9 protein-coding genes are annotated in these 11754 nt (G+C 70.5%); 5 read left to right on the top strand and 4 right to left on the bottom strand.

The annotated features are described in order from the left end of the window. Complete coding sequence (locus Sdi02f_RS15270; protein ID WP_108933457.1) at positions 1-873, top strand: TauD/TfdA dioxygenase family protein; 873 nt, start codon at positions 1-3, stop codon at positions 871-873. Between the two features lie 307 nt (positions 874-1180). Here the strand turns inward: Sdi02f_RS15270 and Sdi02f_RS15265 are convergent, their stop codons facing one another. Both Sdi02f_RS15265 and Sdi02f_RS15260 read right to left on the bottom strand, forming a co-directional pair. Then, complete coding sequence (locus Sdi02f_RS15265; RefSeq protein WP_108933456.1) at positions 1181-2344, bottom strand: glycosyltransferase family 4 protein; 1164 nt, start codon at positions 2342-2344, stop codon at positions 1181-1183. Beyond that, positions 2341-3492, bottom strand: a complete 1152-nt coding sequence (locus tag Sdi02f_RS15260; protein WP_108933455.1) for a glycosyltransferase 87 family protein — start codon at positions 3490-3492, stop codon at positions 2341-2343. The genes Sdi02f_RS15265 and Sdi02f_RS15260 overlap by 4 nt, the downstream gene beginning before the upstream one ends. A 142-nt stretch (positions 3493-3634) precedes the next feature. On the opposite strand from Sdi02f_RS15260, the gene Sdi02f_RS15255 reads away from it, so the two are divergent. Then, positions 3635-4837, top strand: a complete 1203-nt coding sequence (locus tag Sdi02f_RS15255; protein ID WP_108933454.1) for a sensor histidine kinase — start codon at positions 3635-3637, stop codon at positions 4835-4837. Beyond that, positions 4834-5526 carry a response regulator gene (locus Sdi02f_RS15250; protein ID WP_030403649.1) on the top strand — a complete coding sequence of 231 codons (693 nt, stop codon included), beginning with the start codon at positions 4834-4836 and terminating at the stop codon, positions 5524-5526. Before Sdi02f_RS15255 ends, Sdi02f_RS15250 begins: the two co-directional genes overlap by 4 nt. A gap of 575 nt (positions 5527-6101) precedes the next feature. On the opposite strand, the gene Sdi02f_RS15240 is transcribed toward Sdi02f_RS15250, so the two are convergent. Further along, positions 6102-7814 (bottom strand): SpoIIE family protein phosphatase, encoded by a 1713-nt coding sequence (locus Sdi02f_RS15240; RefSeq protein ID WP_108933453.1) that lies wholly within the window; start codon positions 7812-7814, stop codon positions 6102-6104. A 755-nt stretch (positions 7815-8569) separates the two neighbouring features. Beyond that, positions 8570-10099: a glycoside hydrolase family 43 protein gene (locus tag Sdi02f_RS15235; RefSeq protein WP_053638672.1), complete on the bottom strand. Its 1530-nt coding sequence runs from the start codon at positions 10097-10099 to the stop codon at positions 8570-8572. A 156-nt stretch (positions 10100-10255) separates the two neighbouring features. Here Sdi02f_RS15235 and Sdi02f_RS35640 point away from each other — a divergent pair, with 156 nt between their 5' ends. Then, a complete protein-coding gene (locus Sdi02f_RS35640; protein WP_159107653.1) occupies positions 10256-10633 on the top strand; it encodes a hypothetical protein in 378 nt (125 codons plus the stop codon). 337 nt (positions 10634-10970) lie between these two features. Further along, positions 10971-11696 (top strand): endo-1,4-beta-xylanase XynA, encoded by a 726-nt coding sequence (xynA, locus tag Sdi02f_RS15230; protein ID WP_030403652.1) that lies wholly within the window; start codon positions 10971-10973, stop codon positions 11694-11696. Positions 11697-11754 lie beyond the last annotated feature (58 nt).

The following is an 11754-nucleotide window of genomic DNA, read 5'->3' as shown; positions in this document are numbered from 1 at the left end:
ATGGAGTCATACGAACGCGCGGCGATCGAAGCGGTGACCACGCGCCCCGCGTACCCCTACCGCACGGTCACCGTCGAACGGATCACCCCGGTTCTGGGGGCGGAGATCTCGGGCGTCGACCTGTCCCAGGAGATCCCGGCGGAGCAACTGGACGAGATCCGCACGGCCTTCCGCGACCACCACGTCCTCGTCTTCCGCGACCAGACGATCACCGCCGAGTATCACAAGCGCTTCGCCTCCGCCTTCGGCGAACTGCGCCCCGTCAGCCCGCCGCCGCCCGAGGGCGACCCCTACATCCTGGAGATCCGCACGACGTCGGCCGCGGCCAACGTGGCCGGCAACGGCTGGCACGCCGACGGAACCGCCGACGCCGAACCGTCGCTGGGATCGATGCTCTACATCACCGAGATACCCGAGCCGGGCTGCGGCGGCGACACCCTCTTCGCCAACATGCACCTCGCCTACGACATGCTCTCACCGGCCATGCGCTCCCTGCTCGACCCGCTCACCGCGATACACGACGGCGCGCAGGCCCTGGCGGGATACACACCGCCCGCGGACTACGTCATCCCCAAGAGCGAACACCCCCTCGTCGCCCGCCATCCCGAGACCGACCGCAAACTCCTGTACGTCAACAAGGCCTACACCAGCCGCATCCCGCAGCTCTCCGCCGACGAGAGCCGGGCCCTGCTCGACGTGCTCTTCGACATCGTCGCCCGCAGGCCGGTCCTGCACTGCCGCGTCCGCTGGACCCCGGGCACGCTCGTCTTCTGGGACAACCGCTGCGTCCAGCACCACGCGACGTACGACTACTACCCCTACGCCCGCTACGGACAGCGCGTCGCCATCAACGGGGGCCCCGTGAAAAGCTGACACCCTGAAGGGGCATGGCGTCCGCACGGACGCCGGTTTCCCCGCGTCGTCTGCTTCGCGGTCCTGCAAGAGGGCCGCTGGCCTCCCGGCCCGGCATGACTGTTCCCCCTGTCGAGCGCATGGACTGGGGGGTGTCACCCGGCCCGGGAGGCGTCATGGGAGACGCTGAGGAGAGGTCCGACTGCCGCCTGGCCCGGCGCAATGCCTGGCCACTCGTAGATCTCGGCCGGGGCGTGCGTCGGCATTGTCGTGGTGGGCCGGTCCCAGCGTTCGTCGGACCAGTCGGTCGGGCAAGGCGTGCGCTCACTCATTGCGCGGATCCCGCTGAGTGGAACAGCCCCGTCAGAGTCGTGTAGGAGAGGTCCCAGGTCCATTCGGTCTGGACCCAGTGGCGACCCTTCTCGCCCATCGAGCGGGCGAGTGCGGGATTCCGCAGCAGCCGGGTCAGGCGGTCCGCTGTTGCCGCCACCGAGCGTCCGTCGACGACATGGCCGGTCTCCCCCTCGCGCACCGCGTCGGGGGCGCCGCCCGAGTCGCCCGCCAGGACCGGGAGTCCGGATGCGGCGGCCTCCAGGTAGACGATGCCCAAACCCTCCATCTCCAGGCCGCGTTTTCGGGTGCGGCAGGGCATGGCGAAGGCGTTGGCGGCGGCGTAGAAGGAGGGGAGGGCGTGGTGGGGATGCCCCCCGGCAAAGACGACCGAGTCCAGCACGCCCTCCGTCCGTGCCAGTTGGCGCAGTTCGAGGGCGTTCGGGCCGTCACCGACCAGGAGGAGCACGGCGTCCGGGACCGCCCTGCGGATCCAGGGCAGCGCCCGGATCAAGGTGTCCTGGCCCTTGCGCGGGACCAGCCGGGCCGCGCACAGGATCACCGGGCGGCGGCCCAGCCCGTAGCGGTCGCGCACCGGGCCGCCGTCCAGGCCGGGGCGGAACACGGTGGTGTCCACGCCGGGGACCAGGCGGGCAGTGCGGGTACCGGGGGCCAGGGCCGCCTCGATGGGGCGGCGGGTGCTCGTACCGAGCCAGGTGAGCGCGTCGGCCTGCGCGCCGATGCGGCGCAGCAGCGTCCTGGCGCCAGGGGTACGGGCCCACCAGACTTCGTGGCCGTGCGTGGTGGCGACGACGGTGCGGATGTCCGTCGTCTGCCGCAGTCGGCCGGCCATCAGGCCGAGCGGTGCCGCCGCGCCGAACCACACCCGGTCACAGCCGTACTGGCGGGCGACGGATGCGGCGTGCGCGGTGGCCCGTGGCGTGGGCAGGAGAGTGCGTGCCCGGTGGCGGATCACCGGGTACGGGAAAGAGCCGTCGGGCGCCGATGCTGCCGTGGCTGGGTCCGGCGATGAGGTGAAGACGACCACCTCGTCGGGCGGGAACCGGTCGGCCAGTTCACGGACGAACGTCTCGATGCCGCCCTGCCGGGGCGGGAAGTCGTTGGTGACGATCAGCGTGCGCCGGTGGGAGTGGTTCGTCATACGAGGGTCTTCTCCCAGGCAGGTGCGACGGGAAGGGCGGGGGTGGCGCCAGGGGTGGCTTCGTGCTGCTGCGCCCTGCTGGACGCCAGCGCCCCGAGCACCAGCGGGTAGATCAAGTAGCCGAAGCGGGTCGCGGGCATCAGGGTCATCGCCAGGCCCAGACCGAGCGCGAGCCGGGCGGCCGCCGTGCGAGTCCTGCCCGGGGGCCGCACCACCAGCGACACCGCGATCAGCAGCGCGCTCACCGCGAGGAGTGCGAGCGCGATCACCTCTCCGCCCGGGACGTAGGCGGCGAGCAGACGGCCGGGCAGCGGGCTCGCGGCCGGCGAGGCAGTGTCGGCGAGGCCCAGCGGGAAGGCGATGGCGCTGCGGTAGAAACCCACCGGGTTGGCCCAGGCGAAGGGCAGCACCGTCGCCGTCGCTGTGGCCAGGGCCACGGCCGCATACCGCAGCGCGCACCAGTGGCCCCGGCGTACCACGATCAGTGTCAGCACCACGGGCAGTGCCGGCCACGCCGTCCACTTGAGCGCGGCCGCGGCGCCGAGCACCAGACCCGCCCCAACCGGCCGCCCCTGCCCCGCCAGCACGACACCCAGGCACATCAGGCCGACCACCGGAAGATCGACACCGCCCACCGCAAGCGGCAGCGCGATCACAGGGCAGGCGAGCAGCCAGGCACGATGCAGGCCGGCCGCGGCCAGGCACGCGGCGAAGACGCCGCCCGTCCACCAACGCGCGTCCCCGGGCAGCACACCCAAGAGCGCCATCCCCGGCAGGTAGGGGTTGAAATCGGCGACGACCGCAGGGGCGGTGACGTACGGGCTGCCGGTGGTGAGCAGCAGCTCACCCGACCGTTCGACGACCGCGACCTCCAACTGTCCGAGCCCGGCCGTCACCAACGAGACGAGCGGCACCACAACGGCCCCCGCCACCGCGGCCATCCGCGCGGCGGGGCGGGTGCGCACACGACACGCCAGCACCGTCGCGACCGCGTAACCCACAGCCGCCAGCGCCCCCCACGCCCGGTGCGGCCCCAGGTCCGAGACCAAGGCGAATGCCAGCGCCACGAGCGCGTACACGGCCCACAGCCACCGTTCGTCGCGCACGTACCGGGCATGCCGTACGTGCTGTTCAAGCCGCTTCGTCATGCTCATCGACGGTAGGAATCAGCAGTTCGGAAGGCGTCAACCGGCACTCCGCACCTGACACTCAACCCTTGGCATGACATCGGGCCTCAGACTCAACCCGTGCGGTGATGCGCCCTGCCGCGTCGGCACGGACCATGGACGCATGCGTCCGTCCCTTCAGCAGCGGTTCCGTGCCTGGATCGCCGCACCCGCCTACCCCTGGGTCACCGGCGGTGCCCTGACCATCGGTGCCGTGGCCGAGCTGATCGCCTATCCCGGATCCCTGACCACCGTGATCGGGGTCCTCGTCTCCTCCTCCTCGCTGACGTGGCGACGGTCCTTCCCGCCCGTGGCGGTGGTCACGGTCGCCGCCGGGCTGCTGGGGTTCGCCGGGGACGTCAGCCTGTACGTCTCGATCACGGTCAGCGGGCTGATCGGCTTCTACACCCTGGGCCGCTACCGGGTGTGCCACCCGGCGGTTACCGTTGCGGGCGGGGCGCTGGGGGCCGTGTGCGTGAACCTGGTGCACATCAACACCTGGTCGCGGATGGACCTGCCGGTGCCGCCGCTGTGGCAGAAGGACTCACTCAGCCTGTTCGCCGAGTCCTTCCTGCTGACCGTGGTCACCTTCGCAGCCGTGATGATGGGCGACGCCGTACGCTCCCGCGAGCAGAGCCGCCATGAACGCAACCTGGCCCAGGCCCAGTTGATCGCGATGGAACGGCAACAGGCCGCCGAGGCCGAGCGGGCCGCCATAGCCCGTGAGCTGCACGACATCGTCTCGCATTCGGTGTCGATGATCGCCGTCCAGGCCGAGAGCGCCACCTACACCACCCCCGGGCTCACCACCGAGGCCCGCGACGGCTTCCAGCAGATCGCCGGCACCGCCCGCTCCTCGATGGCCGAACTCCGCCGCCTCCTCGGTGTCCTGCGCACCCCGCAGGCCCAGGGGGACACGAGCCTCATCGCCCCGCAGCCAACCCTCGACCATCTCGCCGAACTGATCGAACAGCACCGGGCCGTGGGCGGCGAAGCCGAGCTGAAGATCACGGGGGAACGGGTGTCGCTGCCCGCGGCATGGGAACTGTCCGCCTATCGGATCACCCAGGAGGCACTGACCAACGCCCGCAAGCACGCTCCCGGAGCACGTACCGTAGTGGAGATCGAGTACGGCACCGGTCGGCTACTCACGCTCCGCATCCACGACGACGGCCCCGGCCCTGAGCCCCGGCCAGGATCCGGCACAGGCCACGGCCTGACGGGCATGCGCGAGCGGGCGGCCCTGGTCGGCGGCCGGCTCAGCGCGGGAGCGGGACCTGGAGGAGGTTTCCTGGTGGAGGCAGAGCTTCCCTGGGGGACCGGATGATCAGAACGGAGAGGGAGCCGCGCGTGATCAGAGCACTGGTCGCCGACGATCAGGCAGTCGTCCGCACCGGCTTTGTCAACCTCCTCAACACGCAGGAGGACATCAAGGTCGTGGGCGAAGCCGAGGACGGCGTACAGGCCGTACGCATCGCCGCCACGACCCGGCCCGATCTCGCACTCCTCGACATCCGGATGCCCCACAAGAACGGCATCGACGCAGCCCGCGAGATCCTGGCCGCCTCCGACGGCGCGACGAAAGTGCTGATGCTGACGACCTTCGGTCTCGACGAGTACGTGTACGACGCTCTCGCAGCCGGGGCGGGAGGATTCCTGCTCAAGGACGCCACCTTCCCCGAACTGCTGCACGCGGTACGGGTGGTGGCCGCCGGGAACGCACTGCTCTCGCCCGAGATCACCAAGCGGGTGATCTGCGAGTACGTGCACGCTCGGGCGTCACGACTGCCGGTTCACTCCGTCGGGGAACTGACGGCACGTGAGGCAGAGGTGCTCACCCTGATCGCCCGGGGACTGTCCAACGCGGAGATCGCGGGGCGACTCACCATCACGGATCACACCGTGAAGACCCATATCAACCGGCTGTTCGCGAAACTGGAGCTGCGGGACCGAGCACAAGCCGTCATCGTGGCCTACGAATGGGGCCTGGTGCGGGCGGGAAACGGCGCCGGCTGAAGGCGCGCCCGCCCGCGTCCGCCGGGCGCTCGAAGGCCAGAGCGAAGTCGTACATGTGCCTCCACCGGCCCGACCGCCGCTCGCGCATGAGCGAGCGGAACATCAGCGGCAGTCGCGCCAGGTCGTGTGGTCGACACGGACCGTGCGGGTGTCCGGGGCACAGCCGTACGCCGGGTCGTGAGCCGGCTCCTTCGGCATTGAGTGCTCGTTCGCTTGCTGCGGCGGCCAGCCCACGGAGCAGAGCCTATGGTGTGGCCGGATGCCCAGGTCACGGACCCGCCGCAGCCACGCGGACTCCCGCCGTCCGTGCGCCGGCCGAACCGCTGCCGGGCTCGCGTCTCGGCTTGCGACGGCGTCACGCCGGGCTGTTCCCCGGAGATGTCACACCCCCGTCACACCCCTGCTCGATGGTCCACACGGCGACGCGGGAGCAATCGGTGGACATCCGCAGCCACACCTCCTCGCCGCCGGGCATGAGCGCCACCACCAGACGCGCCTCGTCCCACGTGCGCGCCGGGTACATCCGCTCGATGCCGTCGGGCCACGTCCCTGGACGGGGCGGTGCCGCCGGGCTCTCACGCGGGGGTGCGCAGGACGAGCAGGGCGACGTCGTCGAGGCCCGGCGGCTGAACCCGGCGCAGAAGCTGGTCGGTGAAGGACGGCAGCGGACGGTGGGCGAGGGCGGCGGCGTGCCGGCGCAGCTGGTTCAGTCCCTCGTCGAGGGTGTGGCCCGGCTTCTCGACGAGCCCGTCGGTGTACAGCACGAGGGTGGCGCCCGGCGGCAGGAGGACGGTGGCGTCGGGACGCGAGGTGCGCACTCCGGTCCCCAGCAGGAGCCCGTGCCCGTCGGTGAGGTACTCGGCCAGACCGTCCCGCGTGATGAGCAGGGGAGGGGGGTGGCCGGCGTTGGTCCAGGACAGCTGCCAGTGGCCCTCGTCGGTCCGGGTCACCCGGGCGAGGACGAGGGTGGCCATGGTGACGTCGGTGATCGGCATGATCGCCTCGTCCAGGCGGTCGACGATCCGGCTGGGCGGTCCCTGCTGGGCCCAGGCGTAGGCCCGCAGCATGTTGCGCAGCTGGGCCATGCCCGCCGCGGCCTCCAGGTCGTGGCCGACGACGTCGCCGACGGCGAGCGCGGTGGCGCCGTCGGGCAGGGCGAAGGCGTCGTACCAGTCGCCGCCGACCTGCGAGGCGTCGGGGGCGGGCAGGTAGCGCACGGCCATCTTGAGCCCGGGCACGTGCGGCATCTGGGGCAGCAGATGGTTCTGCATGGTCTCGGCGATCTTGCGCTGGCGCTGGTAGAGGCGGGCGTTGTCCAGGGCCAGGCCGGTCCGGCGCGCGATGTCCTCCAGCAGGGGCAGGTCGGAGACGGTGAAGCTGTCCGGCTGGCCGGCACGGCCGAGGGTGAGGGCCCCCAGCACGTCCCTTGTGCTGCGCAGGGGCACCATGGCTGCGGAGTGCAGGCCGGCGCTGTCGAAGAGACGACGCTGCTCGGCCATGATCCCCGAGTCCGGCGTGCCCCGGTAGGTGTCGGGGCCGGCGAGGGCGGAGGAGACGCCCCGCAGCGCCTTCGACAGGGGCATCAGCGACTCCTCCGGGACCGGCGGCATCGGCCCTTCGAAGTCAACGTGACGGATCACGGCGTCGCCGTCGGCCTGGGCCACGACGGTGCGCCACACCTCATCACGTTCGGTGATCAGATCGATGACGGCCCAGTCCGCGAGGCGCGGCAGGACCAGGCCCACCAGTCGGCGCAGCGCCTCCTCGATGTCGAACGTGGACGTCAGCTGTGTCGTGGTGTCGGCCAGCAGGGCCAGCCGCTCGAAGTCGGTCAGCGTTCCGGCGGACTGCTCCCGGCGCGGGCCGGTGCCGGCGGCCGGCGGGCGGGGGTAAAAGACGACCAGTGTGCCGGTGCCCCCGTCGCCGACGTCGTACGGCGTGATCGTCCAGGAGACCGGGAGCAGGGAGCCGTCGGCGTGCGCGAAGTGCTCGTCGCTGCCCTGGGCCGGGCAACCGGCCAGGAATGCCTGCCGCATGCGGCACTGCGTCGCGGGCAGCTGCTGGCCCTGCGGCCCGCGGTGCAGCAGGTCGTGCGCGTCCCGCCCCACCAGTTCGTCGGTGGTACGGCCCAGCAACTCCGCGGCGCGGCTGTTCGCGGCGAGAATGCAGCCCTGCTCGTCCACGACGTAGCCTCCCGCCCCGATGGCGTCCAGCGCCGGGGCGAGGTGAGCAGAGGGCACCACCGCGGACTGCTGTCGCCCGGCCTGCGCGCTCTCCGGTCCCACCATGGTCCTGTTCTCCCTTTTCGATCCCCGTATGCCCGCCCCGAGCCGCCCGCCCGAGGGTCACTGATTGACTGTTCCCGCCCCGCCGCCCGCCCTACCCGCCGGGTGACAAGTCCTTGGGAAATCCATTCCGAGAGGTGCGGCGCGGCCACACTGCTCGTCTCCTCCTCCTCGCGCCTGCGCACGAAACTGGGCCGCTGGGGGGGGGAGCCGACGGCTGGTACCGGATTGGCGGCCTGGGGCCGTGACAGCACTGGAGTCGCGAAGAGGACGCACCCCACCCACTGGCCCGGAGCCCCGCGTGAAGATCCGTCTCAGCACACCCGAGGCCACGTTCACTGCCTTCAGCACGATCAGCCGCCCCCAACCGCTCGCCATCAGCCGGAACACCACACATCAGATGCGAGCCGAGGAGTTCGAGGTCAAACTCCGCTCTCCCTCCCAGACCGAGGACACCCAGCGGCGAAGAGTGCACGCGCTCACGATCCGGCGGCTGCATGACAGCGCAGATCTGCCACGTCCGGCAGGAGATCCCACAGCCGCTGCGTACAGCGTCCGTACTCCGAGTGCCAACTGTCGCTCCGCTGAGCTGGCAACCTCAGGCGACGTCGGTCAGTCGACTCACCCGTACCGAAAGGGGCAGCTCAGGGCCCGATCTCAAGGAAGCGCTCCGGCGCTGAAGCGCGGGGAGCCCGAAGGCGCTCAACCACGCAGTCGGTCCGCCGACGACGGGAAAGGCTGACAGCCGCTCATGGGCGTCACACGGACGGTGCCGGGGCGTACTCGAACCAGTCGAAGGCGACCGCGCCCTCGGTGGCGTACATGCCGATCACCCGGCCGGTGAAGCCGCAGGCGACCTCGGTGGACAGGTAGCGTCCGTCCAGTTCGGCGAGCGGCCGGGTGTCCGGGGCGTCGGGATCGCCGAGCCCGAAGGCGATGGTGTCGGGCCCCGTGGTCCCGCCGTCGGTGAGTTCGGGCGACGCGGGGACGAGGTCTGACGTACGGATCGTCACGGTGAGGTGCAGCGGCCCGGCCGGGACCGGCCGACGGACCACGGCCTGGCGCAGCGGCCCGATCCGGGCGACTACACGGACCTCCCCGCCCCCGGCCTCCACCTCGTAGTGGTGGGCCTCGTCGAGGCGTACGCAGAGACCACCGCGTCCCGTACCCGGGTCGATCAGGGCGGTGACGCGGCAGTCGTGGTGCTGCTGGCGTCGCCCGACGAAGGTGTACCCGGGGCGGTCGAGGGAGGGGCCGGTGGCGCGGAGGACCAGCCAGCCCGACCGCTCGGTGAGCGACCAGCAGCCGTCCGGGCGGGCGAACGGCGAGATCCAGTGCGGTGCGAGAGCGGGCGCGTCGAAGTCGTCACGGGCGAGCGGGGCCGGAACGGGGTGCCAGGCACCACCCGGGGCCGCATGGGTCACGGGAACGGGCGCGACGACGGGCCAGCCGTCCCCGTCCCACTCCACTGGGGTCAGGAACGTCTCGCGGCCGAGTACGTGCACGTCGGGCGTGAAGCCGCGGGGGCGGACACCGAGCAGTACCATCCACCAACTGCCGTCGGGAGCCTCCACCAGGTCGGCGTGGCCCGTGTTCTGGATGGAGTGGGCGGTGCCGCTGTGCGACAGCAGGGGGTTGGCGGGCGCGCCTTCCCAAGGGCCGCGCGGCGAGCGGCTGCGGGCCACGGACACGCTGTGACCGCGCTCCGTGCCGCCTTCCGCGACCAGCAGGTACCACCAGTCGCCGATGTGGTAGAGGTGCGGTGCCTCGGGGTACTTGAGGCCGCTGCCCGACCACGTGGCGAAGGGCTTCTCCAGCACCTCGCCCTTGACCGGGTCGATCCTGGCCATGTTGATGCCCCCTTCGGGTCCGGAGAAGGCACACCAGCAGGTGCCGTCCTCCTCCCATGCCAGGTCGGGATCGATCCCGGTCAGGTCGATCCATACGGGATCGCTCCAGGGCCCTTCGGGCCGCTCGGCCGAGACGACGAAGTTGCCGCCACCGTCGATGTTGGTGTTGATGACCCAGTAGCGACCGTCGTGGTGACGGATGGTCGGGGCGTAGAGGCCTCCGGACGCCTTGGCGCCGGGGAGGGGCAGCGGCAGCTGCCCGGGCCGGTCGAGCACGTTGCCGATCTGCTCCCAGTGCACGAGGTCCCTGCTGTGGAAGAGCGGCAGCCCGGGGAAGTACTCGAAGCTGGAGCACACCAGGTAGTAGTCCTCACCGACACGGCACACGCTCGGATCAGGGTGGAACCCACTGATCACCGGATTGTCGTACTCGTACATGGACTTCCCTTCGAGCCGCCGGGTGCCGAGAGTCTAACGAGCTGACCCGACCCTGCTCCCAGCAGAGTGTGGCGCTCGGAACCTCTTGGTATCCGTGTCATGGGATCAGCGGCATCAGCACTCGCGATTCCCGCGCCCACGGTGACGGGATGGTCCGTGGCGATCGGGGAGACCCTCGGCGGGCTGCTGCTCGTCGTCGGGCTGCCGTCGCTGTTGTCCATCGCCTATTTGTGCGGCGGAGCTCACCCGATGATGGTGGCGGCGTTGCTCGTCGTCCTGCTGACCGGGCCGGGGCCGGTCGCGCTGGACCGCACCTCCTCGGAATCGAAACCCCGCCGGAAGCCCGTCAGTTCCCCGCGGCTGCACGGGTGTCCGCAGGCGCGGCCGCACGGTCGTCCGCAGTTCGTGCCTCGCTCATCCGTGGTGCGGTGCGAGGTGGCCGTCGACGGTGACGGAGCTTCGGCATCGATGCCGTCCGGGACGCCGAGAACCGGACAGCTGAGGGTTGGTGGATCCGCGAAACTTTCGAAGTGAGATCACTCAGTTGCGTAGGTTGCCTCTCCCCTTCGCTCTGATACTGCGCGTGGGTTCGCGTGAAGAGCGCGTTGACGTGGGAAGTATTGCTCGCCGAGATCTCTTCTTGTAAAGATTGGGTTTCCGAAAGAATGTCGAAACTATTGACAGGGTCATGGCGTTCTACGAAAACTGTGGCCACTGAACGACAGGAGGCCGTCGGTCCGCTCGCGTCATGCGGCCGGGTGCGGCGGTCGAACGTCACGGCGTGCCGACCGGACGGCCCCCGCCGTGGTTCGGGCAAGGCCGCGGGCGGCCGATGCCGCTCGCCCCCCACCAGCCTTCATCGGGAGAACGCATGCATCAGAACGGCACACAGCAGGACCGGATCAAGCAGAACCCCGCCCCCCTCAACGGAGTGAGCCGACGAGGCTTCCTCGGTGGCGCCGGCACCCTCGCGCTCGCTACCGCGTCCGGGTTGCTGCTGCCCGGCACCGCCCACGCCGCCACCACCATCACCACCAACCAGACCGGCACCGACGGCATGTACTACTCGTTCTGGACCGACGGCGGCGGCTCCGTCTCCATGACGCTCAACGGGGGCGGCAGCTACAGCACTCAGTGGACCAACTGCGGCAACTTCGTGGCCGGCAAGGGCTGGAGCACCGGCGGACGCAGGACGGTCCGCTACAACGGCTACTTCAACCCGTCGGGCAACGGCTACGGCTGCCTCTACGGCTGGACGTCGAACCCGCTGGTGGAGTACTACATCGTCGACAACTGGGGCAGCTACCGGCCCACCGGTACGTACAAGGGCACCGTGTCCAGCGACGGCGGCACCTATGACATCTATCAGACGACCCGGTACAACGCCCCCTCCGTGGAAGGCACCAAGACCTTCCAGCAGTACTGGAGTGTCCGGCAGTCGAAGGTGACCAGCGGCTCGGGCACCATCACCACCGGCAACCACTTCGACGCCTGGGCGCGCGCCGGCATGAACATGGGCCAGTTCAAGTACTACATGATCATGGCCACCGAGGGCTATCAGAGCAGTGGAAGCTCGAACATCACGGTCAGCGGTTGAGCTCTGCCCCGTCGACCACGGTTGGGTCCCCGCCTTCGGGGCTGGGCCCCAACCGTGG

The organism is Streptomyces ardesiacus, from assembly GCF_003112575.1.
Lineage (GTDB): Bacteria > Actinomycetota > Actinomycetes > Streptomycetales > Streptomycetaceae > Streptomyces > Streptomyces ardesiacus.
This window is presented reverse-complemented; position numbering and strand designations above follow the sequence as displayed.

Bases quoted from the DNA above. Each gene is read 5' to 3' on its own strand.
- Sdi02f_RS15255 (WP_108933454.1), top strand. From the start codon at position 3,635: ATGCGTCCGTCCCTTCAGCAGCGGTTCCGTGCCTGGATCGCCGCACCC.
- Sdi02f_RS15240 (WP_108933453.1), bottom strand. From the start codon at position 7,814: ATGGTGGGACCGGAGAGCGCGCAGGCCGGGCGACAGCAGTCCGCGGTG.
- xynA (WP_030403652.1), top strand. From the start codon at position 10,971: ATGCATCAGAACGGCACACAGCAGGACCGGATCAAGCAGAACCCCGCC.
- Sdi02f_RS15250 (WP_030403649.1), top strand. From the start codon at position 4,834: ATGATCAGAACGGAGAGGGAGCCGCGCGTGATCAGAGCACTGGTCGCC.
- Sdi02f_RS15265 (WP_108933456.1), bottom strand. From the start codon at position 2,344: ATGACGAACCACTCCCACCGGCGCACGCTGATCGTCACCAACGACTTC.
- Sdi02f_RS15260 (WP_108933455.1), bottom strand. From the start codon at position 3,492: ATGACGAAGCGGCTTGAACAGCACGTACGGCATGCCCGGTACGTGCGC.
- Sdi02f_RS15235 (WP_053638672.1), bottom strand. From the start codon at position 10,099: ATGTACGAGTACGACAATCCGGTGATCAGTGGGTTCCACCCTGATCCG.
- Sdi02f_RS15270 (WP_108933457.1), top strand. From the start codon at position 1: ATGGAGTCATACGAACGCGCGGCGATCGAAGCGGTGACCACGCGCCCC.